This window comes from Brevundimonas sp. UBA5936, from assembly GCA_002430835.1.
Taxonomy (GTDB): domain Bacteria; phylum Pseudomonadota; class Alphaproteobacteria; order Caulobacterales; family Caulobacteraceae; genus Brevundimonas.
Map to the genome: position 1 here is coordinate 1 of DJDA01000045.1, position 24,976 is coordinate 24,976.

A 24,976-nucleotide genomic window follows, 5' to 3' on the forward strand; every position below is an offset into this window, starting at 1 on the left:
GACGGCGGCGGCGTCACCTCGGTCGGCAGGTTGCGCGGCGGCGGCCCGGCGACATAGGCCACCTCGGTCGAGGAGCCGACGCCTTCGCCATCTTCGTCGGACAGGGAGGCGTAGGCGATGGGCGGCGAAGGATCGGCGCTGACGCCGTAGCCGCGCTGTTCGAAGAAGGCCTGGGCCAGTTGGATGCGCTCGCCCTGGCCGCGGCGACGCTGAACCTCGAAGCCGGTGTCCATCAGTTCGGCGACGTGGTCGTTGCGGCTCTTGGTCGAGCGGCCGCCCATGACGATGGTGATGATCCGCTTGCCGTCGCGCACCGAGGACGCCGCGAGGTTGTAGCCTGAGGCGTTGGTGAAGCCGGTCTTGATGCCGTCATAACCGCGCCCGGTGGCCAGCAGGCCGTTGGTGTTGCGGTAGTCGCGGCCCTTGTAGAACCAGTCATGCAGGCCGAGGTAGCGGTAATATTGCGGATAGTCGCGCATGACCGCGCGGCTGAGGATCGACAGGTCGCGCGCCGTGGTCGCCTGGCGCGTGTCGGGCAGGCCGTTGGCGGTGGTGAAGCGGGTCTGCTCCATGCCCAGCTCGCGCGCCTTCTCCGTCATCATCTGGGTGAAGCGGCCTTCGGAGCCGCCGATATGCTCGGCGATGACCACGGCCATGTCGTTGGCGCTGCGGACGGCCGTGGCGCGCATGGCGTCGTCCAGGCTGATCGTCTGGCCGGCGGCAAGGCCCAGCTTGGAGGGCGGCTGCGACGCCGCGCGCGGCGAGACGGTCAGGTTGTCGTTCAGATTGACCTTGCCCGACTCCAACGCCTCGAAAGCCAGATACAGGGTCATGACCTTGGTGATGGAGGCCGGATAGCGTCGCGCGTCGGCGAAACGCGAGAACAGGACTTCACCCGAGGCGGCGTCGACCACGATGGCCGCATACCGACTATCGGACGACTGCGCTTCCGGCGGCGCGACGCCGATTGTCGGCGTCAGGACGACGCCTCCCAGGACCAGGGCGGCCAGGAAACGACGGCGGAATAGGGCGTTCATGGGCAAGCTACTAGCCTCGTCACTGTGGCGCGAAGACGGCTGCGATCACGCACGTTACAAAGGCTAACATCCGCTTCCCCGGTTTCGAGAGGGTTAACGGCGCGTCAACAGACTTGTGATCGCTCGCCGCATCCAGAGGGCAGGTTATCAGCGATCATATTGTGCGTCGCACAAATTTCACTTGAAGTCTTTTCGCAGGTGCACCATATCGCCGTTGTCGCGATGGGCTCGCCTGTCGCAAGAACCCTTTTGCTTCAGGAGACTCCCCATGGCTGACGCCGCTGAGACCGTGAAGAAGACCGTCGAACAAACCACCGCCAAGGCCAAGGCCCAGGCTGAATCCATCCAGGCCGCCGGCGCCAAGGCGTTCCGCGAAGGCGTCGACAAGTCGGTCGCCTCGCTGAGCGAGATCAACGCGCACGGCAAGAAGAACCTGGAAGCCGTGGTCGAATCCGCCGCCGCCGCCCAGAAGGGCGCCGAGGCCCTGTCGCAACAGGCCGTGGCCTACAGCAAGAAGTCCTGGGAAGACGGCGTCGCCGCGGCTCAGTCCTTCTCGCAGGCTCGTTCGGTGCAGGAACTGTTCGAACTGCAGACCAACTGGGCCAAGTCGGCCGCCGAGGCCTATCTGGCCGAGTTCGGCAAGGCGACCGAGACCATGACCGCCTCGGTCAAGGACAGCTTCAAGCCGATCAACGAGCGCGTTTCGGCCGCTATTGAGCAGTTCCAAGCCGCCCGCTAAGGCGCGACTGCACGCTTAATGCGAACGAGGCCCCGGCGGAGACGCCGGGGCCTTTTTCATGGCTTCGCTTCGGCGCTTATGGGCGCGTGGTCGATGCTGAAGGCGCGGGCCAGCCGCCAGCGTCCGTCCGGCTCCAGCCGCCACAGGACGGAGAAGCGGGCGCGTCCGACCAGGGTTTCCGGCCCGTCGCCCTGCCGTTCGTAGAACAGGTGGCTGCCTTCTTCGACGGCGCCGACGCCGGGGATGGCGTAGACCCGCATCGTGCTGGGCACGAGTTCGCGCCGTGAGCGCCAGGCGTCAGGGGCGGTCCGCGCGGTGCAGCCCTGGCGATAATCGTCGATGAAGCGCGCCCGCGTCGCCGTCAGTCCGCCCCGGTCGTGATAGAATTCCAGGTCGTCCGTCACCAGATCGGCCAGGGCCTCGGGATCGCATCGGTCGAACATGACCGAAAACAGGGCCGCGTCCCGTTCAGCGATGATGGGGGGGAGGGCGGCGTCATCGGTCGGGGCGGCGGGCGCCTGGCCCAGCGTCAGGGCGACGAACAGTCCGGCGATCAGGGGCATGGCGGCGGTCCGGGGCAGGGAACGGAAGCGCATTGGTGCGGTTCCTGAGCCGAGATGTCCCGTGAATCTTTGGTCAGGCGACCGGGGTCACGCAGGCTGTGACTGGACGCATCTACAAATCAGGCCATCATTCCCTATCTGATCTTTTGACACTCCCCGATTACGGACCACGAATGCCTAACAGACGGCCAGGTGAGCAAGGCGGAGGCGCAGGCGCCGCCGTCGTCACCGAGACAAAGCCGAAACTTCAGCGGCCCTCGCTCTATCGGGTGCTGATCCTGAATGACGACTACACCCCCATGGAGTTCGTCATCTACGTGCTGGAGCGGTTCTTCCAGAAGAGCCGCGAGGACGCGACCCGCATCATGCTGCACGTGCACCAGCATGGCGTCGGGGTCTGCGGCGTCTTCACCTACGAAGTGGCCGAAACCAAGGTCGCCCAGGTGGTCGAGACGGCGCGACGCCACCAGCACCCCCTGCAATGCACGATGGAAAAGGACTGAGAGGAACCTGCCATGCCTTCGTTTTCCCGTCCTCTCGAAGAGACCCTGCACCGCGCGGTCCACTACGCCAACGAGCGCCGGCATGAATACGCCACGCTCGAACACCTGCTGCTGGCCCTGATCGACGATCCGGACGCCTCGGCCGTGATGACGGCCTGCAACGTCGATCTGGGCGCGCTGAAGGCGGCGCTCGGCTCCTATGTCGACACCGACCTGGCCGCCCTGGCCACGGCCGACGGCGACGACGCCAAGCCGACGGCCGGTTTCCAGCGCGTGATCCAGCGCGCGGTCATCCATGTCCAGTCGTCCGGCCGCGAGGAAGTGACCGGCGCCAACGTCCTGGTCGCCATCTTCTCCGAACGCGAAAGCCACGCCGCCTATTTCCTGCAGGAGCAGGACATGACGCGGTACGACGCGGTCAACTTCATCGCCCACGGCATCGCCAAGAAGGCCGGGGCTAATGAAGCCCGTTCGGTGCGCGGCGGCGCCAGCCCGGAAGAGGCCGAGGACGGTTCGGTCGTCAAGCAAGGCGGCGAGGCGCTGGAAGCCTACTGCATCGACCTGAACGAGAAGGCCCGCAACGGCAAGATCGACCCGCTGATCGGTCGTCAGGCCGAGGTCGATCGCTCGATCCAGATCCTGTGCCGCCGGACCAAGAACAACCCGCTTCTGGTCGGCGACCCCGGCGTCGGCAAGACCGCCATCGCCGAAGGCCTGGCGCGCAAGATCGTCAACGGCGAGGTGCCGGAGGTTCTCAAGGGCGCAACCATCTACAGCCTCGACATGGGCTCTCTGCTGGCGGGCACCCGCTATCGCGGCGACTTCGAGGAGCGGCTGAAGCAGGTCGTCAAGGAGCTGGAGAACCACGAGAACGCGGTCCTGTTCATCGACGAGATCCATACGGTGATCGGCGCCGGCGCGACGTCGGGCGGGGCCATGGACGCCTCCAACCTGCTGAAGCCAGCTCTGGCGTCAGGCAGCCTGCGCTGCATGGGGTCGACCACCTACAAGGAATACCGCCAGCACTTCGAGAAGGACCGAGCCCTGGTGCGCCGCTTCCAGAAGATCGACGTCAATGAGCCGACGATCGAGGACACGGTGAAGATCCTCAAGGGTCTGAAGACGACCTATGAGACGCACCACAAGCTGCGCTACACGGACTCGGCCATCCGCACGGCGGTTGATCTGTCGGCGCGCTACATCACCGACCGCAAGCTGCCGGACAAGGCCATCGACGTGATCGACGAGGCGGGGGCGTCGCAGATGCTGCTGCCGGAATCGAAGCGCAAGAAGGTCATCGGTCAGAAGGAGGTCGAGGCCGTCATCGCCAAGATGGCCCGCATCCCGCCCAAGTCGGTGTCCAAGTCGGACACGGAATCCCTGCGCGAACTTGAGACCGATCTGAAGCGGACGGTCTATGGTCAGGAACAGGCCATCGATCAGGTGTCGTCGGCGATGAAGCTGGCGCGGGCGGGTCTGCGCGATCCGAACAAGCCCATCGGCGCCTTCCTGTTCAGCGGCCCGACCGGCGTCGGCAAGACCGAGGTCGCCAAGCAGCTCGCCGCCACGCTCGGCATCGAGATGCAGCGCTTCGACATGTCGGAATACATGGAGCGTCACACGGTTAGCCGCCTGATCGGCGCCCCTCCGGGCTATGTCGGCCATGACCAGGGCGGTTTGCTGACCGACGCCGTCGACCAGCATCCGCACTCGGTGGTGCTGCTGGACGAGATCGAGAAGGCGCACCCCGACGTCTACAACATCCTGCTGCAGGTGATGGACAACGGGACGCTGACCGACGCTATCGGCAAGAAGGTCGATTTCAGGAACGTCATCCTGATCATGACCACCAACGCCGGGGCCGCCGACAACGCTCGCGCCTCCATCGGCTTCGGCCGGGGCAAGGTCGAGGGCGAGGACGACAAGGCCATCCAGCGCCTGTTCGCGCCGGAGTTCCGCAACCGCCTGGACGCCATCGTGGCCTTCAAACCGCTGGGCGCCGAGACGATCCGCTCGGTGGTGACCAAGTTCGTGATGCAGCTGGAAGCCCAGTTGGCGGACCGCAACATCACCATCGAACTGACGGACGAGGCGACCGACTGGCTGGCCAAGAACGGCTTCGACGAACTGTATGGCGCGCGTCCCCTGGCTCGCGTCATTCAGGAACACATCAAGAAGCCGCTGGCCGACGACATCCTGTTCGGCCGCCTGACGCGCGGCGGCCACGTCAAGGTCGAGCTGAAGGACGGCAAGATCGCCTTCGACATCACCCCGGCCAAGGGCGCGGCGGTGAAGGAAGAGGAAGAAGCAACGGCCTGATTTCCGTCAGGCTCAAAGCGAAAGGCCCGGACGGCGAGTCCGGGCCTTTTTTGTATTCGCCGCCGGGCGGCCTAGCGCTTGCGGCCCAGGGCGCTCAGCAGAGCGGCTGCGCCGGCGAGGATGCCGACCGTCAGAAGAGGCTTTTCGCGGGCGAATCCCAGCGCCTTGCGGGCCGGTTCGCGTACGTCGGACGGCGCGCGGTCGACCATGTCGTCCAGCCCGTCGATGACGCGGCCATAGGCGTTCTTGGCGCGGCCCGAGACTTCCTTGACGGCGCCCTCGACCTGAAGCTTGCTGTCGCCGAGCAGACGGCCTGCGCCGCGCTGGGCCTTGCCTTCGAATTCCTCGACGGCGCCTTCGATGCGTTGATTTGCCATGACTATCTTACCTGTTGGGGAGGGAAAGCCCCCAAGAAGCGCGCAAAAACGGCCAAGGTTCCGGCGTTCTGTCAGGTGCGACGCGATGTCAGCCCTGGCGATAAGGCGACAGCTCCGCCGTCATCGCGTGCATCTCCGTCTCGACCGCCGGGCGCTCCTGTTCCAGGTAGCGGGCGACCGGATCGCGCAGCGCCGGATCGGCGATGAAGTGGGCTGAATAGACGGGGGAGGGCAGGTAGCCGCGCGCGATCTTGTGATCCCCTTGCGCGCCCGCTTCGACCCGCGACAGGCCGCGCGCGATGGCGAAGTCGATGGCCTGATAATAGCACAGCTCGAAATGCAGGAAGGGCCGGTCGACCAGCGTTCCCCATTGGCGGCCATACAGGGCGTCTCGGCCGATGAAGTTGAGTGCTCCCGCCACCGGCGCCTCGCCCTTGAACGCCATGACCAGGGCGATGCGGTCGGCCATGCCGGCCCCGACGCGGGCGAAGAAGTCGCGCGTCAGATAGGGCCGCCCCCATTTGCGGTCGCCGGTGTCCATGTAGAAGGCGAAGAAGGCGTCCCAGTGCGTCTGCGTGATCTCGGCCCCGGTCAGGACGCGGATGTCGAGACCGCTTTGCGCCTCGCGTCGCTCGCGCCGGATGGTCTTGCGCCGGTTGGACGACAGGGCGGCCAGGAAGTCGTCGAAGCTCCGATAGCCGTCGTTGCGCCAGATGAACTGGATGTCCCGGCGCGGCAGCAGACCCGCCTCGGTCATGACGCGCCATTCGGCCTCAAGCGGGAAGTTGATGTGCAGGGACGAGACGCCCAGCCGCTGGGTCAGCGTCAGCGCGCCTTGCAGCAGGGCCTCGCGCACCGTGGCGGCGTCTGTGCCCGGCGCGTTCAGGAAGCGCGGGCCGCTCGCGGGGGTGAAGGGCACGGCGCCCAGCAGCTTGGGATAGTAACGCCCGCCCGCGCGCTCATAGGCGTCGGCCCAGCTGTGGTCGAAGACGTATTCGCCCTGGCTGTGGCCCTTGAGATAGAGGGGCATGACGCCGATCACGGCGCCGTCTTCATCATGCAAGGACAGGTGGCGCGCCGCCCAGCCCTCAGACGGGACGGCGCTGCCGGACGCCTCGCAGGCGTCAAGGAAGTCGTAGGAGACGAAAGGATCGCCGCTTGGAGCCGCACAGGCGTCCCATGCGTCCCGGCCTATGGCGGCGATCCGGTCGTTTACCTGAAGGGTGAAGCTCACTTCACCTCGATGATGGCGTCCACTTCGACGGCGAAGCCGAGCGGCAGCTTGTAGACGCCGACGGCCGAGCGCGAGTGCTTGCCTGCGTCGCCGAAGACCTGGACCATCAGGTCCGAGCAGCCGTTGATCACGCCGGGGATGGCCTCGAAGTCCGGCCCCGCCTGGACGAAGCCGCCCAGCTTGACGATGCGGACCACGCGATCTAGGTCGCCGTCGACGGCGGCGTTGATCTGGGCCAGCAGGTTGATGCCGCACAGGCGGGCGGCCTCGGCGGCCTGCTCCGGGGTCACGTCCACGCCGACGGTGCCCTTGATGCCGCCGCTGGCGTCGTTAGACAGCTGGCCCGAGATGAAGATCTGCTCGCCCGAGCGGACGTAGGAGACATAGCTGGCGACCGGCTTGGCGGGCTCGGGCAGGGTGATGCCGAGTTCAGCGATGCGGGCGTGAATGCTCATGGGGCGACTCCGTATGAAAGGGTGGAGGGGGTTTAGCGCGGCGCGGCGGCCGCGTCATCCGGGGCGTTCATTTGGTCGCTTCAACGCGCGTCCAGCCACCACGGCTGCGGCCCCGAACTTGTCGCGCAGGGCGTCGATGGCGGTCTCGGTCTTCAGGGCTCGCGTCTCGGCCGTGGCGAACAGGCCGGCGGGGGCGTCATGGGCGTCGGCGATGTCGGCCATGCCGATGCCGATCAGTCGATAGGGCGCGCCCAGTTCCGGTTTCAGCAGGTCGCGCCCGGCGGCGAACAGAGCGCGCGCCGTCTGCACCGGCTCGGCCAGGGTGATGCGGCGGGTGACGATCTTGAAGTCCGTCTTGCGCAGCTTCAGCACCACGACGCGGCTGGCTACGCCGTCGCGCCGGGCCTTGGAGGCCAGCTTCTCGCACAGGGGCCACAGCTCGGCCTCCAGCGCCTCGGCCGTGGTCAGGTCGTCGTTGAAGGTGGTCTCGGCGCTCATGCCGCGTCGGTCGTGATCCGGGTTCACCGGGCGGCTGTCGCGCGCGTGGCTGAGGTCGTGCAGGCGCAGGCCCGTCTCGCCATAGCGCCGGACCAGATCCTTGACCTCGGCGGCGGCCAGGTCGCCGATGGTCGCGAAGCCGTCCGAACGCAGGGTGCGTCCGAACACCGGCCCGACGCCGGGCAGGGTGGTCACGGGGCGCGGCGCCAACAGGCCTTGCGCCTCAGCCGCGCCGATGACGGAGAAGCCGCGCGGCTTGTCCAGTTCGGACGCGATCTTGGCCAGAAAGCGGTTGGGCGCCAGGCCGATGGAGACGCTGAGGCCCGTCTCGTCCTCAATCCATTTCTGCAGGCGCGCCAACTGGAAGGCGGGCGGGCCGCCGTTCAGCCGCTCGGTGCCCTTCAGGTCGATCCAGGCCTCGTCCAGCGACAGGGTCTGGACCAGCGGCGTCAGGCGATGAACGGCGCCGAAGATGCGCTCGCTCTCGGCCACATATTTGCGGAAGTCCGGCTTGATGACCACGGCGTCGGGGCAGGCCTTCAGCGCCTTGAACATCGGCATGGCGGAGCCGACGCCGTACAGCCGCGCCACATAGCAGGCGGTGGAGACCACCCCGCGCTTGCCGCCGCCGACAATCACCGGCTTGTCGCGCAGTTCGGGCCGGTCGCGTTTCTCCACCGAGGCGTAGAAGGCGTCGCAGTCCAGGTGGGCGATGTGCAGATCGCTCAGCTCGTCATGGGCGATGACCCGGCGGGAGGCGCACGACGGACACCGCGCGACCTTGCGGTCGCCGGTCCACAGGCAGTCGCGACAGAGGGCCGTGATGGCCAAGCATGAACTCCGTTTGTCTCGGCTTCACGTCAACTTAAGACTGCTGCGCTCACAGTGCACCCAAGAAGGCGCAACAGCCCACCGCGAAAGCGGATGAACAAGAGGCGCAACAGCCGGGTGGCGGATGTCCAAGAAAGTCCTCATCGTCGAGGATAATGAGCTGAACATGAAGCTTTTTCATGATCTGCTCGATTCCCAGGGGTATGAAGTGCTGCAGACCCGCGAAGGGCTGCAGGCGCTGGCGATTGCGCGCGAGCACCGCCCCGATCTGATCCTGATGGATATCCAGTTGCCGGAAATCTCGGGCCTTGAAGTCACCAAATGGCTCAAGGACGACGAAGAGCTGAACCATATCCCCGTCATCGCCGTTACAGCCTTCGCCATGAAGGGTGATGAGGAACGGATTCGGCAGGGAGGCTGCGAGGCTTACATCTCCAAGCCGATTTCGGTCATTTCCTTCCTGGAGACGGTGCGCAGGCACCTGGGTCAGGGGGCGGCATGAGTGCGCGAATCCTGGTGGTCGACGACGTCGAGGCGAACGTCCGGCTGCTCGAAGCCAAGCTGACCCTCGAATACTACGACGTGCTCACCTGCCATGACGGCGCGACCGCCATCGCCCTGGCCGGCGCCGAGCAGCCGGACCTGATCCTGCTGGACGTGATGATGCCGGGCATGGACGGCTTCGAGACCTGTCGCCGGATCAAGGCGGCGGCGGAGACGCGCCATATCCCTGTGGTGCTGGTGACGGCGCTGGATGGGCGGCACGACCGGATCAAGGGGCTGGAGGCCGGGGCCGACGACTTCTTATCCAAGCCGCTGGACGACGTGATCTTGATGGCGCGGGTCCGCAGCCTGACCCGGCTGAAGATGGTCATGGACGAGCTGCGCGAGCGTGAGGAAAGCGGGCGTCGGGTCGGCGTCGACACCGGCGGCGTGGCGCGGCTCAAGGGGTCTGGCGGGCGTGTGCTGATCGTCGACGACAACACGCTTCAGGCTCAGGTGATGGCGCAGGAACTGTCGCGAGAACACCGCCCCCTGATCGAGCCTTCCGCCGAGGCGGGGCTGGAGACGGCGCGCGGTCCGGTCGATCTGGTGATCGTCAACATCACGTCCGAGCGGTTCGACGGCTTGCGTCTGATCGCCCAGCTTCGTTCCAAGGAGCCGACGCGGCGCCTGCCTGTTCTGGCCGTGGTGGAGACCCAGGACCGGCCGCGCCTGCTCAAGGCGCTGGAACTGGGCGCGCACGACCTGCTGATCCGTCCCATCGATCCCGAAGAACTGGCGGCGCGGGTGCGAACCCAGGTGCGGCGCAAGCGTTACGGCGACTTCCTGCGCGAGAAGCTGGACCACAATCTGGAGATGGCGGTCACCGACCCCCTGACCGGCCTGCACAACCGTCGCTACATGAACGGCCAGTTGGACGCCCTGGTGGCGCGCGCCAATCGCGGCGGCGATCCGGTGGCGGTGCTGGTGCTGGACATCGACCACTTCAAGGCGGTCAACGACAGCCTGGGCCACGACGCGGGCGATGAGGTGCTGCGCGAGTTTTCGGTGCGGCTGGCGACCAATGTGCGGGCCGTGGACCTGCCGTGCCGGTTCGGCGGCGAAGAGTTCGTGGTGGTCATGCCCGGCACGACGCTGGAGGACGCCCATCGCATCGCCGAGCGGATTCGTCGCGATGTCGGCGCCTCGGCCTTCCGCATCCTGGGCGGTGAGCCGTTGAGCATCACCGTCTCGGTCGGAGTGGCGGCGACCTGGGGGGCGGACGACACGCCGGCTTCCCTGCTGAAGCGCGCCGACGAAGGCGTCTATGAGGCCAAGAAGGCCGGCCGTAATCGGGTGGTGGCGCGCGCCGCCTGACGCTTCTGTCGTCGCATTACCGACAACGAAAAACGCCCGGTCCTGCGACCGGGCGTTTCGATTCTTGCAGGTTCAAGCGGAGGGCTAAGCCCTTACTTGATCTTGCCTTCCTTGAACTCGACGTGCTTGCGGACGACCGGGTCGTACTTCTTGACGACCATTTTCTCGGTCATCGTACGGGCGTTCTTCTTGGTGACGTAGAAGAAGCCGGTGTCGGCGGTGGAGTTCAGGCGGATCTTGATGGAAGCCGGTTTGGCCATCGGAAGTACCTTTGCGACGGCGAAAGCCGCATGAAACGAGAGGCGCGGAACATACTCAGGACGGGCCCAAAGTCAACGGTTTCGATGTCGCGTTGAGCGCCGCCGCAGAAGCGCTAGTGTTTCGACATGAAAACGCCCCACTTCAAGCCCGCCCGCGCCCTGTCCGTCGCCGCCATTGCGGTTGGATTGACCCTGTCCGCCTGCTCGTCTGAGCCTGCGACGCCCGCCGCAACGGCCGATGCAGCCCCGGCCACGGCCCAGGACGCCTTCTTCGCCAATCTGACCGAACTGTGCGGCCAGCGCTTTGAGGGCAAGGTCGTCACGACCGAGGCCGCCGACTCGGACTTCGTCGGCAAGCGCCTGCTGATGCATGTGCGCGACTGCTCGAAGGATGAGATTCGCATTCCCTTCTGGGTCGGCGAAGACCGCTCGCGCACCTGGGTCGTGACCCGCACCGAATCGGGCCTGCGCCTGAAGCACGATCACCGACAGCCGGACGGCAAGACCGATCCGCTGCACTGGTATGGTGGCGATACTGCGAGCGAAGGCACGGCCGAGCGTCAGGAATTCCCGGTCGATCAGGAATCCATCGACCTGTTCAACGCACAGAACGCCTCGGTCTCCACGACCAACGTCTGGGCGATGGAGGTCCACCCGGGCAAGACGTTCACCTATGAGCTGCGCCGCCCGAACCGCCACTTCCAGGTCGATTTCGACCTGACCAAGCCGGTCGCGGAATAGGACGAAAAGGCCGCTGCGTCAGTCCTGATGGTCGATGACGTGGCGGCCGCGCACCATGTGGACGAAGGGCAGGGGACGTTGCGGCGTCTCCAGCCGCCCGGCGACCTCGCCCAGCACGAAGCGGGTGATGGCGGGCACGTCCAGCGCCTGCGCCTCATCCAGCGGAATCCAGGCGATCTCGTCCAGTTCGCCTGAGCCTTCGATGCGGTCGGGATCGCGCAGGGCCTCGACCGGGGCCATGAAGAATCGGGCGTCGAACCGACGCGTGCGGCCCGGCGGGGTGATGGCGCGCGCCACATAGGACAGGACCGACAGATCGGGCAGGGCGCCTGCCTGACGATACTCCCGCCACGGTCCGGCGACCGAGGCGGGGGGCGCCGAACGGCCCAGGATCAGGCCGGTTTCCTCAAACGTCTCGCGCACGGCAGCCAGAGCCAGGGCGCGGGCGCGGCGGGCGGGCATCTCCGCTTCCAGCCTGCGCGCGGCGTCATGCGACAGGGCGCCGTCGTCGGCGGCGTTGAAATCCGCCCGTTCGATACGGCCGCCCGGAAACACCCACTTCGACGCCATGAAGACATGGCCCGGCGCCCGGCGGCCCATCAGCACCTCGGGGCGCCTGGCGTCGCGGGTCAGGATCAGGGTCGCCGCGTCCTTGGGACGTTGAGCGCCGCCGACACGGGGCGCGTCGGCCAGGTCTTGGGCTGCGTCGAAGGGGCGGGGGGTCATCGCAAAAACTCCTGCCTTCTCCCCATCGGGGGAGAAGGTGGCTCGCGGAGCGAGACGGATGAGGGGGACGCTTGCTGCGTCCTCAACGTCTGTCGTCCTGCGTGCGGATACAGCCCCCTCATCCGAGCGCCTCCGGCGCCCACCTTCTCCCTCGAGGGGAGAAGGGACGTGATATTCCTCACCGCCGCTTGCCCTTTCGGACGCCTTTCAGGCCGCCGGAAGGCTTGGCGCCGTTGCGGGGCTTGGGACCGCCGGGGCGGCCTTTGCCACGCTTGGGCGGGCCGTCTCCACCGCGTCCGCGCATGCCGTAGCGCGGGGCCGGGGCGTTGGGATCGCGCGGGTCCGGTTCGGACAGCATTTCTAGCACCAGACCGCCGGTGACGGGGGTGGCCTCCATCAGCCGCACCTCGACGCGGCGGCCCAGCGGGAACCGCTTGCCGGTGCGCTCGCCGACCAGAGCGTGGGCGCGGTCGTCGTGGGTGAAGTATTCGTCGCCCAGCGTCGAGACGGGGACCAGGCCGTCGGCGCCCGTCTCGTCCAGCCGGATGAACAGGCCGAAGCGGGTCACGCCGGTGATACGGCCGCTGAAGGTCGCGCCGACGTGCTCTTCAAGGAAGGCGGCGATGTAGCGATCCATTGCATCGCGCTCGGCGGCCATGGAGCGACGCTCGGTTTCGGTGACATGATCGGCGATGCCGCCCAGTTCGGCGATCTCGCGGTCGGTCAGGCCGTCCGAGCCCAGCTTCAGCCCCCGGATCAGCCCGCGATGGACGATCAGGTCGGAATAGCGCCGGATCGGCGAGGTGAAGTGGGCGTAGCGGTCCAGATGCAGACCGAAGTGGCCGACGTTCTCGGGGCTGTAGATCGCCTGCATCTGGGTGCGCAGGACGACTTCGTTGACGACCTCGGCGTGCGGAGTGTCGCGGGTCTCTTCCAGCAGCTTGTTGAAGCGTTTGGTGTTCGGCGCCTCGCCCTTGTTCCAGGGCTTGCCGATGGTGTGCAGGAAGTCGGCCAGGTTGAAGATCTTCTCCTGGCTGGGCGTGTCGTGAACGCGATAGATCAGCGGCGTGTGCGTCTTTTCCAGCGTCTCGGCGGCGCAGACGTTGGCCTGGATCATCATCTCTTCGATCAGGCGATGGGCCTCCAGCGACTTGCGCGGCTCGATGCCGGCGATGCCGCCGTCGGGCGACATGATGATGCGGCGCTCGGGGCTTTCGATGGCCAGGGGGCTGCGGCGCTCGCGGCCCTTCAGCATGGTGCGATAGGCGTTCCACAGCGGATAGAGGATCGCCTCCATGATCGGCCCGGTGGCGTCGTCGAGCAGGCCGTCGATGGCCGACTGCGCCTGTTCGTAGGACAGCTTGGCGTGGCTGCGCATCAGGCCGCGCGTGAACTTGTGCCCGGTCTTGCGGCCGTCCTTGTCAAAGACCATGCGCACGGCCATGCAGGCGCGGTTCTCGCCCTGCTTCAGGCTGCACAGGCCGTTGGACAGCACCTCGGGCAGCATGGGCTCGACCCGGTCAGGGAAGTAGGTCGAGTTGCCCTTGGCTCGCGCCTCGCGGTCCAGCGCCGTGTTCGGGCGCACATAGGCGGCGACGTCGGCGATGGCGACCCAGACGATCCAGCCGCCGTCGTTCTTGGGGTCTTGGTCGCGCTCGGCATAGACGGCGTCGTCGTGGTCGCGCGCGTCGGCCGGGTCGATGGTGATGAAGGGGACGTGGCGCAGGTCTTCGCGTCCCTTCAGCGTCGGGACGGCCTGATCCTCGGCCTCGCGCTCTACCGCGTCAGAGAAGCCGGTCGGCACCCCGTGGGCGTGGATGGCGATGATGGAGGCGGCGCGCGGGTCGTCCTCGCGGCCGATGTTCTCCAGGATCTTGCCGCGCTTGGGGCCATAGCGATGCTCGCCCTTCTCGACGGCGGCCAGCACCAGATCGCCGTCGCGCAGGTCCGCCGTCTGGGCGGCGGGCACCAGCAACACGTCCTTGGAGCGCTTGTCGACCGGCTCGACCCGCGTCTCGCGCGCTGATTTTCGAATGACGCCCAGCACGCGGTCGGTTCCGGCGTCCAGCCGCTTGACCAGACGCGCCTCCCAACCTTCGACGCCCCGGCTGAACTTGACCAGCAGGCGGTCGCCCATGCCGGGCGCCGGGCCGCGCCCTTCCCGGTCGGGCATCAGGACGGCGCGCGGCGCGTCCTCACTGCTCTTGACCAGTTCGACATACAGCTCGCCGTCAGCGTCGCGATCCACGACATCGACCACGCCGACGGGGGGCAGGGCGCCGGCTTCGGAAAAGCCCTTGCGGCCGCGCTTGCCCAGGCGGCCCTCGGCCTCCAGCTCCTTCAGCATGTCGCGCAGGGCGCGGCGTTCGGCGCCCTTCAGGCCGAAGGCGCGCGCGATGTCGGCCTTTTCAGCTTCTCCGGCCTCGCGCAGGAAGGCGATGAGGGATTCTTTGTCGGGCAGGCCCGCGACGGGGCGTTTCGGTGTCTTGACCATTGCGCCCTTTCTAACGCGCTTCGCGGCGAAAGGGTGAAAACTTGCATGAGTTGACCGCGAGGGTCGCGACGCCCAGCTTCCCCCTGAAACCCGTGCAACGGAGCCTGCCTTCATGTCGATGACCGACACCCCTGTTCTCAGCCGTCCGGCGAAGACCCTGCTGGACCTGATCGGCAAGACGCCGATGGTCGAGGTGACGCGGATCGACACCGGCCCCTGCCGTCTGTTCCTGAAGCTGGAAAGCCAGAACCCCGGCGGCTCCATCAAGGACCGCATCGCCCTGTCGATGATCGAGGCGGCGGAAAAGCAGGGCTGGCTGAAGCCGGGCGGCACCATCGTCGAGGCCACGGCGGGCAATACGGGCCTGGCCCTGACCCTGGTCGGCAAGCAGAAGGGCTACAACGTCTTGCTGGTCATCCCCGACAAGATGTCGAAGGAGAAGATCCAGCACCTGCGCGCCATGGGCGCCGATGTGCGCCTGACTCGATCGGACGTGCCGCACGGCCACCCGGAATACTACACCGACATGGCCGAGCGCCTGGCCCAGCAGATTCCGGGCGGCTATTTCGTCAACCAGTTCGCCAACGACGCCAACTCCGAGGCCCACTTCAAGACGACCGGCCCGGAAATCTTCGAGCAGATGGACGGCGACATCGACGCCTTCGTCGCCGGCATCGGCTCGGGCGGGACGATCACGGGCAATGCGCAATACTTCAAGTCGCAGGGCTCCAAGGCCAAGATCATTCTGGCCGACCCGGTCGGCTCGGCGCTGGCGGGCCTGATCAATGACGGTGTCGCCGGGCCGGACGGCAGCTATACGGTCGAAGGCATCGGCCAGAACTTCATGCCCGAGACGACGGATCCCGACCTGATCGACGTCGCCTATTCCATCCCTGACGCCGAGGCGATCGCCACGGTGCGCGAACTGTTGCTGAAGGAGGGCATTCTGGCGGGCTCGTCGTCGGGCACCCTGATCGCCACGGCCCTGCGCTGGTGCCGCGAACAGACCGAGCCGAAGCGGGTCGTGACCTTCGTCTGCGACACCGGCGCCAAGTATCTGTCCAAGGTCTACAACGACGCCTGGCTGGCCGATCAGGGCCTGGCCGAGCGCGAACTGCACGGCGACCTGTCGGACCTGATAAACCGCAAATACGCCGCCGGCGACGTGGTGGTGATCGGGCCGGAAGACACCCTGGATACCGCCTTCAAGCGGATGCGCGGCGATGGCCTGTCGCAACTGCCGGTCATTCAGGACGGCCGTCTGGTCGGCATTCTGGATGAAAGCGACATCGTCCACATCATGAACACCGACGAGATCACCCGTCAGGAGCGCTTCGCCAAGCCGGTCGCCTCGGCCATGACGCGCGATCTGGACACGCTGCAGGTGACGGAATCGCTGGACGCCCTGATCCCGGTCTTTGACCGCGACCGCGTCGCCATCGTGCTGGACGGCGAGACCTTCGTCGGCCTGATCACCCGCACCGACCTGATCAACCACCTCAGCCTGAACCGGTAAGCCCATGTCTGAACTGAAGAACCGTCAGGGCTTTTCGACCCGCGCCATCCATGCGGGCCAGCAGCCGGACCCGACGACGGGCGCGGTGATGACGCCGATCTACGCCACCTCGACCTACGCCCAGGAAAGCCCCGGCGTGAACAAGGGCTATGAATACGCCCGCGGCAAGAACCCGACGCGCGAGGCGTTTGAGGCCTGCATCGCCGATCTGGAGGGCGGGGTTCAGGCCTTCGGCTTCGGCTCGGGCATGGCGGCGACTTCGACGGCGCTGGAACTGCTGGACGCAGGGTCGCACATCATCACCGGCGACGACCTGTATGGCGGCTCGTGGCGGCTGTTCGAGCGGGTGCGGCGCCGGTCGATGGGGCTGGACTTCAGCTATATCGACCTGACCGACCTGGCGGCGGTCGAGGCGGCGATCACCGACAAGACGCGGATGCTGTGGGTCGAGACGCCGACCAACCCGCTGATGAAACTGGCCGATATCGAGGCCCTGTCGAAGATCGCCAAGGCGCACAAGCTGATCCTAGTGGTCGACAACACCTTCGCCACGCCGTGGAGCCAGCAGCCGCTGGCCTTGGGCGCCGACGTGGTCATGCACTCGGCGACCAAATATCTGAACGGCCACTCCGACATCGTCGGCGGGGTGTTGGTCGCCAAGGACGCCGAGATGGCGACCCAGCTGAAGTTCCTGCAGAACTCCATCGGCGGCGTCATGGGGCCGTTCGACGCCTTCCTGGCCAACCGGGGCCTGAAGACCCTGGGCCTGCGCATGAAGGCGCACAATGAGAACGCTCTGGCGGTGGCCCGTTGGCTGGAAGACCGAGCTGGCGTGGCCAAGGTCATCTATCCGGGCCTGGTCAGCCACCCGCAACATGAGCTGGCGGCGCGCCAGATGAACGGCCGTTTCGGCGGCATGGTCACGGTGCTGATCGACGGCGACCTGGAGCGCACGAAGCGGGTGCTGGAGCGGGTGCAGGTCTTCACCCTGGCGGAGTCTCTGGGCGGCGTGGAAAGCCTGGTGAACCACCCGGCCATCATGACCCACGCATCTGTGCCCAAAGAGGTGCGTGAGGCGGGCGGGGTCACCGACAACCTGATCCGCCTGTCGGTCGGGGTCGAGGATATCGACGACCTGATCGCCGACCTGGATCAGGCCATCGGCTGAGACTGATTGAGGCGCCGGGGTTCAAATCCCCGGCAGGCCTGCCTAGGCTGGCGTCATGTTTGATTTTGTCGCCATGCGTGATCGCCTGGCGGAGTTCCCGATCGCGGAGATGCTGATCGGGCTCTGTCTTCTCGTCCTAGTCGCCTTTATCGCGGACTTTGTGGTCCGCCGCATCCTGACCCGGTTGATCCTGCGGATCGTCGGTCGGGCGGTGCATGATCTCGACGTGCTGCTGCGCCCTGTGGTGCGCAGCTTCACCCGCGTCGTGCCCGCCATCATCATCCATCAGGGCGTCAGCGGCGTGCCGCATCTGGCGACTGGCTTCGTCACCCTGGTCCAGAACGTGGCCGGGGCCTTCATGATCGTGGCCGTGGCCATCGGCATCGGCGCGGGCCTGGATATGGCCAACGCCCTCTACGCCCGCTCGCCGCGCGCGCATCGCCGCAGCATCAAGGGCTATCTGCAGGTTCTGAAGATCGTCATCTACGCCATCGCCACCATTCTGGTGATCGCGGCCCTGATCGACCGGTCGCCGCTGCTGTTGCTATCGGGGCTGGGTGCGCTGGCGGCGGTGCTGATGCTGGTGTTCAAGGACACCATCCTGTCGCTGGTGGCGTCGGTTCAGCTGAACTCCAACGACATGCTGCGCGTCGGCGACTGGATCGAGATGCCCCAGGTCAACGCCGATGGCGACGTCATCGACATCGCCCTGCACACGGTGAAGGTCCAGAACTGGGACAAGACCATCACCACCATCCCGACGTGGCGACTGATCAGCGAATCCTACCGCAACTGGCGCGGCATGCAGGACAGCGGCGGGCGCCGCATCAAGCGGTCCCTGCTGATCGACCAGACCAGTGCGCGCTTCCTGACCGAGGCCGAGCGCGAGCGGATGCGGCGCTTCCTGCTGATCGACGACTACCTGGCCGACAAGAGCGCCGAAATGGCGGACTGGAACGCCAAGCTGGTCGAGGCCGGACGCGATCCGGTCAATATGCGGCGTTCGACTAACATCGGCGCCTTCCGCGCCTATGTGCAGAACTATCTGGAGAACCATCCGCGCATCCGTCAGGACATGACGCTGCTGGTGCGCCAGATGCAGCCGACGGAGACGGGCCTGCCGCTGGAGATTTACGCCTTCACCGCCACCGTGGCCTGGGCCGAGTATGAGGCGATCCAGGCGGACATCTTCGATCACCTGCTGGCGATCCTGCCTGAGTTCGATCTGCGCCTGTTCCAGTCGCCCAGCGGGGCGGACTTCGTCCAGCTGCGGCGGCCCTCGCTGGCGGCCTAGGGGCAAAAGAAAAGCGCGCAGAGGGCGACCCCTGCGCGCTTTAAATCCTGTCATCGTCGGCCCGTCATTGCTGACGCGGCCGGCGATGGAGCCGGATCAGCCTTCGGTCTTCAGTTGACCAGCCGATTCCTTGCCCGAGCGACGGTCGCGCTCGATTTCGTAGGAAACCTTTTGGTTTTCGTCCAGGCCGCGCAGGCCGGCTTGCTCAACAGCCGAGATGTGGACGAAGACGTCCTTGCCGCCGTCGTCCGGCTGGATGAAGCCGTAGCCCTTGGTGGAGTTGAACCATTTAACAGTGCCGGTAGCCATTTTCAGGACCTCCGCTAGAAGTTGGCCTCAGAGAACGTCCCTGAAGACCTGTCGGGTCTGTATGGATCGGCTTAGACCTCGGTGCGCGGGGCAGAAGGCAGAGCGTTACGCAGAGAGATCGACCCCTTTAGGGTGGACCCTCCGGTGTCCTAATGCAAGAGCCGGTGCGTCAGGGCTCGGCCGTTTCCGGCGGCGACACCCAGTTCTCCTGACACAGCTTACGCAGGGCCGAGGTGATGGTCGAGCCGTAGAGCGCATCCTGGATCCGCTCATAGCCCTCCAGCTTCAGGGCCTGTTTGACATCGCCTACCGTCCGGCAGGAGCCGCTTTCGGCCAGTTGGTACGCACGTTCCAAAGTCGTCGGTCGAAAAGTCATGACCGCAACCTAGGCCCTTTCGAGCGAAAGATGAAACCGGGCGCCTGAAACGGCGGCGCATCGGTCAGAAGTAGACGCTGATCCCGGCGACCAGGGCGTCGGCGTATTGCTCGCCGGGAACCTTGGCGTTGGTGCCGTGCCAGCGCAGTTCGGCCTCCAGCTTGGGCGTCAGGGCATAGGTCGCGCCGATGTTGTAGCCGGTGTAGTCGACGCTGTTGTCCTGCTCGCGGCGGCCGACCTCGGCCGAGACGTTCAGCTTGTCGGTGAAGTCCCAGCCGCCGCGCAGGGCGACCCAGGTCCAGGCCTCGACCGATCCGGCGCCGTCGGGCGAGTGCTGCAGCCGCAGGCGTGCGCTGGCCGGGCCGATCGAACGCTTCATGTCAGCCGTGAACTCCCAGGCGTTGGCGTCATAGCCGGGGTTGGCGTCCACCCGCCACTTGTGCGCGACGTTCAGGTCGAAGTCGAAGCCGGCCCACTGGGGCTTCACCCCGCCGGTCAGCTCCAGCTCCAGCTCCGAGCCGCCGCTCTTGATCGTTTCGGCGGCGGGGCTGACGTAGAAGAGGCCGCTTTCGCTTTCCCATTCCGCCGCGCCCCACACGAAGGCGTCGCCGTCCGACTTGGAGGCGTCCTTGGAGCGGTTGTCGCTGGCTGCGCCGGCGCTGAAGCTCCAGCGGCCGGGCATGTCCTGCGCCTGTGCGGCCGTCGAGGCCAGGATCAGGAGCGGGGCGGTCGCCAAGACGGTCGTCTTCAGGGCGGTCGTCAGGATGCGCATGAATCGGCCTCGATAGGGGAGTGTCGAGGCCGCTTCCTAGAGGCGCTTCTTGTCGAATTTATCACAGGCTTGCGAAAACTCGTCCGTCAGCCGAGCGACAAGCTGAGCCGTGGTCGGCACGTCGTGGATGGCGCCCGAACCCTGGCCCGCTGACCAGATGGTCTTCCAAGCCTTGGCTTCCTCGCCCATGTCCAGCTTGTGCTCGGGCAGGGACTTCGGGTCGATCTTGTTCTCGACCAGGGAGGGGGTCAGGAAGTTGGCCGGAATACCCGAGACGGCGGGGGTGTAGGTGATGTCCGCCGAGCCCGACTGGACGATCAGATCCTTGTAGTGGGGCTGAGCCTCGCTCTCGGTCGTGGCGATGAAGCGGGTGCCCATATAGGCGAAGTCGGCCCCCATCATCAGCGCCGCGGCCACGTCCTGACCGGTCGACAAGGCGCCCGCCAGAATGATGGTTCCGTCATAGAAGCTGCGGACCTCATTGATCAGGGCGAAGGGGTTGACGACCCCCGCGTGCCCGCCCGCGCCGTTGGCGACCAGGATCAGCCCGTCGACGCCCGCCTCGGCCGCCTTCCTCGCATGGCGCACATTGGCGATGTCGTGGAAGACCACGCCGCCATAGCCGTGCACCGCATCCACCACGTCGCGCACGGCGCCCAGCGAGGTGATGATCAGCGGCACCTTCTCCTCGACCGAGACCATCATGTCGGCCATCAGGCGCGAATTGGTCGGGTGGATGATGTGGTTGACGCCGAAGGGCGCGGCGTCGGGCGTCAGGCGCGACTTGATCTCGTGCAGCCACTCCCGATAGCCCTCGGTCGTGCGCTGGTTCAGCGAGGGGAAGGTGCCGATCACGCCCGCATTGCAGGCCTCGACCACCAGGTCCGGCCCGGACACCAGGAACATGGGCGAGGCGATCACCGGCAGCTTCAGGCCGGACTGCAGGGAAGCGGGAATGGCCACGGGTCGTCTCTCCTGAAGGAATGCGTTGTTTTAAGCCACGCTAACCGGGTGTCGTCGGGGAAGGCAATCAGTGATCCTTCTCCCCTTGTGGGAGAAGGTGGCTCGCGCAGCGAGACGGATGAGGGGTGTGAGCGCCTCCGTGTCCGGCTATCGCACAAGGGAGACGCAGAGCAGCGGGAGTCGCGCCGACGCCCCTCATCCGAGCGCCTCCGGCGCCCACCTTCTCCCACAGGGGGAGAAGGAAAAAAGAGAGTCCAATTCGTCTGAATCGTCTGAAATCGCCCCTCCGTCGCGACGGCTTTTCCCTTGGCTGAGGCGCAGCCTAGCACAGGTGAAAAGGGGGGCTGGCCGATTGCGGTCAGTCGAGGGTGAAGGGCACGCGGACGGTGAAGCGCGGGCCGACGCTCTGGTCGTCTTCCAGCACGGGGCGGGTCAGTTGGCCGCGCTCGACGATGCGGCGGGCGGCGGGGCCGAAGCCCAGGTCGGAAGGGGTTTCGGACTCGATCTCGCAGTCGGTCGGTCGTCCGCGGGGCGAGACGCGACAGGTGATGATCGCCTCGCCGCTGGCCGCAGCGCGCAGGGCTTTGGCCGGATAGTCGGCGGCGGTGGGGGCAGGCGGCCGCACCCAGCGCGGTTCGACCGAGACCGGGATTGCGAACGGGTTCGACAGGTGCAGCGAAGGCAGGGTCAGCGTCGGCGCCGCCTGCGGATAGCGCGCGAAATAGAGGGCGGCCGACAGCGACGCCGCCAACCCCAGAAGGGTCAGGATTTGTGTCCAGAAGGTCTTCACACTATTTGGCCCCCCGACCCCAGCGCGCCAATGGACCAACCTTGACGGTCCGGCGCAAGCCTTTCGATCAGAGCCGCCCGCAAGAGCCCGTCCCATGACCCACTATACCGACAGCCTCAGCCAGCTCGGCGCCCAGACCGCCGCCCCGACCAACCCGGAAGAGGCGGTGTTGGAGCGCGTGCCCAATCCGCACGCCGACACCCTCTATGTGGCGCGCTTCACCGCGCCGGAGTTCACCAGCCTGTGCCCGGTGACGGGCCAGCCCGACTTCGCCCACATCGTCATCGACTATGTGCCCGGCGACTGGCTGGTCGAGAGCAAGAGCCTGAAGCTGTACCTGACCAGTTTCCGCAACCACGGCGCCTTCCACGAGGACTGCACCGTCGCCATCGGCAAGCGCCTGGCCGAACTGCTGCAACCGAAATGGCTGAGGATCGGCGGCTATTGGTATCCGCGCGGCGGCATCCCCATCGACGTCTTCTGGCAGACGGGCGCGCCGCTGGAGGGCGTGTGGCTGCCGGATCAGGGCGTGGCGGGGTATCGCGGGCGGGGGTGAAGTTTAGCTGGATTTGGAGCTGAGTGTGGGCTTACTTGTACTTTGCCGCGTACTCCGCAGGTACTCCTATGAAACCGTCGTAAGCCCGAACAACTGACGCAGTTGCTGCCTCTGATGCGCTTTCCGAGTCTCGAGGCGGCACACTTGATGCTGCAACGTATATTATTCCTGGTTCTTCGAAAATTGTCGTTACGGTTGTGTAAGAGCTGGAGATTTGATCTAGAATCGTGGAGGCCGTAGCGAGGGGCAGAGAAAAGAATGCCGTACTCTTAGATTTTTCACTCCTAAAACGAACGATCCCTCGATCGATGCTTGGGCGTGGGAGTGGAGGCGAAATTCTTCGCCCATCGCTCCTTGGTAGGCGTTTAGCTAGATCGTCGAGGCGTTCGAGAATTAGTTCGTTCATAGGTATTGCCCTGGTCTCAGGGCTGGCGACATCTACGACGACTTTTCCAAGAAATGGCTCGTATGTCCCGTTAAGTATCGCATTGTGTTTCGCTTTTAATGAATCTACTAAAAGATCAAAAAAATCCTCCATTTCGAGAATATTTAAGTCTCTGGGGTACTGGAGGACATGGAAATCTCGAATATCGAAGGGTATGTCTCCTCCTCTATTTGCTATAACGATCGTTGGTTTCTTCGAGGCAAGGCGAAGGCCGAGTTCCAGCATGACGTTTGGATTGAGGTCGCTAATATCTGCGACGATTATGTCGTGAGAGAATATATTTCCAACAATTCTCTCTGAAATTCTATCGATAACCTCGCCTGACCAAACGTTGATTGGTGCCATGTCGGCCTTGCGGATGGCTCTGTGCAGTAAAACTTGCACATTGCTCCAATGTTTTTCTGTATGAGTGTCAGTCGCTGAGATCGGCATTATGATGCCGCATTCTACCGATTTTGTGCTTTCGGGTGCGTCGGTGGGCGCTGTAGCCCGGCTACTTTTTTTGGGTTCGGCCGTCATCGATCACTCCAATCCTTGTGCGATAGCTGCACAGTGGCGGGCGATAATCAACGTTTGGGGGATTGATGTTCGTATTGGCGTGTTCGTGCTCTCTCGACCTGAGCTGATCCTAGGCATTCACGTTTAATCTCCGCCCATGACCCCATCCTCCCGCCTCCCGCTCGAAGTCTGGGGCCGTCGCCTGATGACCCACGCCGAGGCGTGGGCCGACCGCTCGCGCCTTCGCCGGTACGCCTATGAGTTCCTGTGGTTCGGGCTGAAGCAGGGGTGGGCGTGTCTGTTCGGCGGGGCGATGCTGGCGCTGATCCTGGGGACGTTTCTGTTCTGGCCCGAGGAAGCGCCGCTGGCGCGCTATGACTTTCTGGTGCTGGGGGCGCTGGGGATACAGGCGGCGATGCTGGCCCTGAAGCTGGAGAGCTGGGAGGAGGCGCGGGTCATCTTCCTGTTCCATGTCGCCGGGACGATCATGGAGCTGTTCAAGACCTATCACGGGTCGTGGATCTATCCGGAAGAGTCGGTGCTGAGGATCGGCGCCGTGCCGCTGTTCTCGGGCTTCATGTATGCGGCGGTGGGCAGCTACATCGCGCGGGTGCAGCGCATCTTCCATATCCGGGTGCGGAACTATCCGCCGCTGTGGACGACGTGGGTGCTGGCGGCGGCGATCTACGTCAACTTCTTTGCGCACCACTGGCTGCCGGACGTGCGGCTGGCTCTGTTCGCGGCGACGGGGCTGCTGTTCATGCGGGGGTGGTTCTTCTTCACCGCCGACCGGACGCGGCGGTCGATGCCGCTGCTGTTGGGCTATGGGCTGGTGGCGCTGTTCATCTGGTTCGCGGAGAACCTGGGGACGTTCGCGCGGGCCTGGGTCTATCCGGGGCAGGAGGCCGGATGGCATATGGTCAGCCTTAACAAGCTGGGGGCGTGGTTCCTGTTGATGATCATCTCGGTGGTGCTGGTGTCGATCGTGCACCGGCCGGAGGAGGAGGGGCGCTGATGCGTCCTTCTCCCACAAGGGGAGAAGGGCGCGTTACGGTCTGGCCGTCACCTTGTGCTCCAGATTGGGGCGGGGGCGCTCCAGCGGGGGCTCGGACAGGGAGCCGACGTGGATGAAGCCGGCGATGCTCTCGCCGTCCTCGACGCCGAACAGGGCGACGGCGGCGGGGTCGTAGGAATACCAGTCGGTGATCCAGCTGGCCGAATAGCCCAGCGCATTGGCCGCGTGTTCCAGGTTCATGCAGACGGCGCCGGCGGACAGTTGCTGCTCCCATACCGGCACCTTGTGGCCCTGGATCGGGGTCGAGACGACCATGACGGTCAGCGGCGGGTTGGCCAGCTTGGCCAGGGCGGCGATTTCCTTGCCGGTACGGGCCTGCGCCTCGCCCAGGACGGCCAGGGCATCGGACAGCTCGGCGCGGCTGCGCGGACCCAGGATGACGAAGCGCCAGGGAAACAGCTTGCCGTGGTCCGGCGTGCGGGCGCCCAGCAGCAGCATCTGCTCGATCTCGGCGTCCGAGGGGCCGGGCAGGGACAGCGACTGGGCCGGGGCCGAGCGGCGCACGGCCAGGCGTGACAGCAGCTCGTCCGAACGGACGGGCAGGGGCAGGGCGGAAGCGAGGTCTGACTGGCTCATG

27 protein-coding genes are annotated in these 24,976 nt (G+C 65.8%); 11 read left to right on the forward strand and 16 right to left on the reverse strand.

Annotated features, from left to right (window positions below):
• The coding region (locus tag B2Y21_RS04590) for a D-alanyl-D-alanine carboxypeptidase family protein (protein WP_292057434.1) at positions 1–1,037 on the reverse strand (1,037 nt) is incomplete at its 3' end.
• Between the two features lie 268 nt (positions 1,038–1,305).
• On the opposite strand from B2Y21_RS04590, the gene B2Y21_RS04595 reads away from it, so the two are divergent.
• A complete protein-coding gene (locus tag B2Y21_RS04595) occupies positions 1,306–1,776 on the forward strand; it encodes a phasin family protein (RefSeq protein ID WP_292057435.1) in 471 nt (156 codons plus the stop codon).
• 56 nt (positions 1,777–1,832) lie between these two features.
• Here the strand turns inward: B2Y21_RS04595 and B2Y21_RS04600 are convergent, their stop codons facing one another.
• On the reverse strand, positions 1,833–2,372 hold the full coding sequence (locus tag B2Y21_RS04600; RefSeq protein ID WP_292057439.1) for a nuclear transport factor 2 family protein: 540 nt from the start codon (positions 2,370–2,372) through the stop codon (positions 1,833–1,835).
• 140 nt (positions 2,373–2,512) lie between these two features.
• Here B2Y21_RS04600 and clpS point away from each other — a divergent pair, with 140 nt between their 5' ends.
• Positions 2,513–2,842, forward strand: a complete 330-nt coding sequence (gene clpS, locus B2Y21_RS04605) for an ATP-dependent Clp protease adapter ClpS (RefSeq protein WP_003164443.1) — start codon at positions 2,513–2,515, stop codon at positions 2,840–2,842.
• 12 nt (positions 2,843–2,854) lie between these two features.
• Complete coding sequence (gene clpA / locus B2Y21_RS04610) at positions 2,855–5,161, forward strand: ATP-dependent Clp protease ATP-binding subunit ClpA (protein ID WP_292057440.1); 2,307 nt, start codon at positions 2,855–2,857, stop codon at positions 5,159–5,161.
• A gap of 71 nt (positions 5,162–5,232) precedes the next feature.
• Here the strand turns inward: clpA and B2Y21_RS04615 are convergent, their stop codons facing one another.
• The 4 genes from B2Y21_RS04615 to B2Y21_RS04630 form a co-directional block, all read right to left on the reverse strand.
• Positions 5,233–5,538 (reverse strand): CsbD family protein, encoded by a 306-nt coding sequence (locus tag B2Y21_RS04615; RefSeq protein ID WP_292057441.1) that lies wholly within the window; start codon positions 5,536–5,538, stop codon positions 5,233–5,235.
• 88 nt (positions 5,539–5,626) lie between these two features.
• Positions 5,627–6,772: a GNAT family N-acetyltransferase gene (locus tag B2Y21_RS04620; RefSeq protein ID WP_292057442.1), complete on the reverse strand. Its 1,146-nt coding sequence runs from the start codon at positions 6,770–6,772 to the stop codon at positions 5,627–5,629.
• Complete coding sequence (locus tag B2Y21_RS04625; RefSeq protein WP_200166643.1) at positions 6,769–7,227, reverse strand: RidA family protein; 459 nt, start codon at positions 7,225–7,227, stop codon at positions 6,769–6,771. Before B2Y21_RS04625 ends, B2Y21_RS04620 begins: the two co-directional genes overlap by 4 nt.
• Before the next feature lie 54 nt (positions 7,228–7,281).
• Entirely contained in the window at positions 7,282–8,556 is a 1,275-nt protein-coding gene (locus B2Y21_RS04630) for a DNA polymerase IV (RefSeq protein WP_292057445.1), read from the reverse strand.
• A gap of 124 nt (positions 8,557–8,680) precedes the next feature.
• On the opposite strand from B2Y21_RS04630, the gene B2Y21_RS04635 reads away from it, so the two are divergent.
• Together B2Y21_RS04635 and B2Y21_RS04640 are read left to right on the forward strand one after the other, a co-directional pair.
• A complete protein-coding gene (locus B2Y21_RS04635) occupies positions 8,681–9,058 on the forward strand; it encodes a response regulator (protein ID WP_003164449.1) in 378 nt (125 codons plus the stop codon).
• Positions 9,055–10,416 (forward strand): PleD family two-component system response regulator, encoded by a 1,362-nt coding sequence (locus B2Y21_RS04640; RefSeq protein ID WP_292057447.1) that lies wholly within the window; start codon positions 9,055–9,057, stop codon positions 10,414–10,416. Before B2Y21_RS04635 ends, B2Y21_RS04640 begins: the two co-directional genes overlap by 4 nt.
• A gap of 92 nt (positions 10,417–10,508) precedes the next feature.
• On the opposite strand, the gene rpmG is transcribed toward B2Y21_RS04640, so the two are convergent.
• Positions 10,509–10,676, reverse strand: coding sequence for a 50S ribosomal protein L33 (gene rpmG, locus B2Y21_RS04645; RefSeq protein ID WP_003164451.1), 168 nt, complete (start codon positions 10,674–10,676; stop codon positions 10,509–10,511).
• Positions 10,677–10,802: 126 nt separating this feature from the next.
• Here rpmG and B2Y21_RS04650 point away from each other — a divergent pair, with 126 nt between their 5' ends.
• Positions 10,803–11,417: a hypothetical protein gene (locus B2Y21_RS04650; RefSeq protein WP_292057449.1), complete on the forward strand. Its 615-nt coding sequence runs from the start codon at positions 10,803–10,805 to the stop codon at positions 11,415–11,417.
• 18 nt (positions 11,418–11,435) lie between these two features.
• Here B2Y21_RS04650 and B2Y21_RS04655 read toward each other — a convergent pair whose 3' ends face one another.
• Both B2Y21_RS04655 and rnr read right to left on the reverse strand, forming a co-directional pair.
• Entirely contained in the window at positions 11,436–12,143 is a 708-nt protein-coding gene (locus B2Y21_RS04655) for an NUDIX hydrolase (RefSeq protein WP_292057450.1), read from the reverse strand.
• Between the two features lie 178 nt (positions 12,144–12,321).
• Complete coding sequence (rnr, locus tag B2Y21_RS04660) at positions 12,322–14,637, reverse strand: ribonuclease R (RefSeq protein ID WP_292057452.1); 2,316 nt, start codon at positions 14,635–14,637, stop codon at positions 12,322–12,324.
• Positions 14,638–14,749: 112 nt separating this feature from the next.
• Here rnr and B2Y21_RS04665 point away from each other — a divergent pair, with 112 nt between their 5' ends.
• From B2Y21_RS04665 to B2Y21_RS04675, 3 genes are read left to right on the forward strand one after another with little or no spacing between them, the layout of a single operon-like run.
• Entirely contained in the window at positions 14,750–16,153 is a 1,404-nt protein-coding gene (locus B2Y21_RS04665; protein WP_292057453.1) for a pyridoxal-phosphate dependent enzyme, read from the forward strand.
• Between the two features lie 4 nt (positions 16,154–16,157).
• A complete protein-coding gene (locus tag B2Y21_RS04670; RefSeq protein ID WP_292057456.1) occupies positions 16,158–17,321 on the forward strand; it encodes a cystathionine gamma-synthase in 1,164 nt (387 codons plus the stop codon).
• Between the two features lie 55 nt (positions 17,322–17,376).
• The gene (locus tag B2Y21_RS04675) at positions 17,377–18,615 is read left to right on the forward strand and encodes a mechanosensitive ion channel family protein (RefSeq protein ID WP_292057458.1); all 1,239 of its coding nucleotides are present in this window, start codon (positions 17,377–17,379) and stop codon (positions 18,613–18,615) included.
• Between the two features lie 96 nt (positions 18,616–18,711).
• On the opposite strand, the gene B2Y21_RS04680 is transcribed toward B2Y21_RS04675, so the two are convergent.
• The 5 genes from B2Y21_RS04680 to B2Y21_RS04700 all read right to left on the reverse strand — a co-directional run bounded on the left by B2Y21_RS04680 (position 18,712) and on the right by B2Y21_RS04700 (position 21,825).
• The gene (locus tag B2Y21_RS04680; protein WP_003164457.1) at positions 18,712–18,924 is read right to left on the reverse strand and encodes a cold-shock protein; all 213 of its coding nucleotides are present in this window, start codon (positions 18,922–18,924) and stop codon (positions 18,712–18,714) included.
• 169 nt (positions 18,925–19,093) lie between these two features.
• Positions 19,094–19,300: a hypothetical protein gene (locus B2Y21_RS04685; RefSeq protein WP_087141357.1), complete on the reverse strand. Its 207-nt coding sequence runs from the start codon at positions 19,298–19,300 to the stop codon at positions 19,094–19,096.
• Positions 19,301–19,364: 64 nt separating this feature from the next.
• The gene (locus B2Y21_RS04690) at positions 19,365–20,072 is read right to left on the reverse strand and encodes a TorF family putative porin (protein WP_292057462.1); all 708 of its coding nucleotides are present in this window, start codon (positions 20,070–20,072) and stop codon (positions 19,365–19,367) included.
• A gap of 36 nt (positions 20,073–20,108) precedes the next feature.
• Entirely contained in the window at positions 20,109–21,035 is a 927-nt protein-coding gene (locus B2Y21_RS04695) for an NAD(P)H-dependent flavin oxidoreductase (protein WP_292057464.1), read from the reverse strand.
• Positions 21,036–21,393: 358 nt separating this feature from the next.
• Positions 21,394–21,825 carry a TonB family protein gene (locus B2Y21_RS04700; protein WP_292057466.1) on the reverse strand — a complete coding sequence of 144 codons (432 nt, stop codon included), beginning with the start codon at positions 21,823–21,825 and terminating at the stop codon, positions 21,394–21,396.
• A gap of 94 nt (positions 21,826–21,919) precedes the next feature.
• On the opposite strand from B2Y21_RS04700, the gene queF reads away from it, so the two are divergent.
• Positions 21,920–22,381 carry a preQ(1) synthase gene (gene queF, locus B2Y21_RS04705; protein WP_253109718.1) on the forward strand — a complete coding sequence of 154 codons (462 nt, stop codon included), beginning with the start codon at positions 21,920–21,922 and terminating at the stop codon, positions 22,379–22,381.
• A 31-nt stretch (positions 22,382–22,412) separates the two neighbouring features.
• Here queF and B2Y21_RS04710 read toward each other — a convergent pair whose 3' ends face one another.
• Complete coding sequence (locus B2Y21_RS04710; RefSeq protein ID WP_292057470.1) at positions 22,413–23,345, reverse strand: hypothetical protein; 933 nt, start codon at positions 23,343–23,345, stop codon at positions 22,413–22,415.
• Positions 23,346–23,481: 136 nt separating this feature from the next.
• Between B2Y21_RS04710 and B2Y21_RS04715 the strand changes: the two genes are divergently transcribed.
• Entirely contained in the window at positions 23,482–24,339 is an 858-nt protein-coding gene (locus B2Y21_RS04715) for a DUF817 domain-containing protein (protein WP_409410816.1), read from the forward strand.
• A gap of 33 nt (positions 24,340–24,372) precedes the next feature.
• On the opposite strand, the gene B2Y21_RS04720 is transcribed toward B2Y21_RS04715, so the two are convergent.
• The gene (locus B2Y21_RS04720) at positions 24,373–24,975 is read right to left on the reverse strand and encodes a nitroreductase family protein (protein WP_292057471.1); all 603 of its coding nucleotides are present in this window, start codon (positions 24,973–24,975) and stop codon (positions 24,373–24,375) included.
• Position 24,976 lies beyond the last annotated feature (1 nt).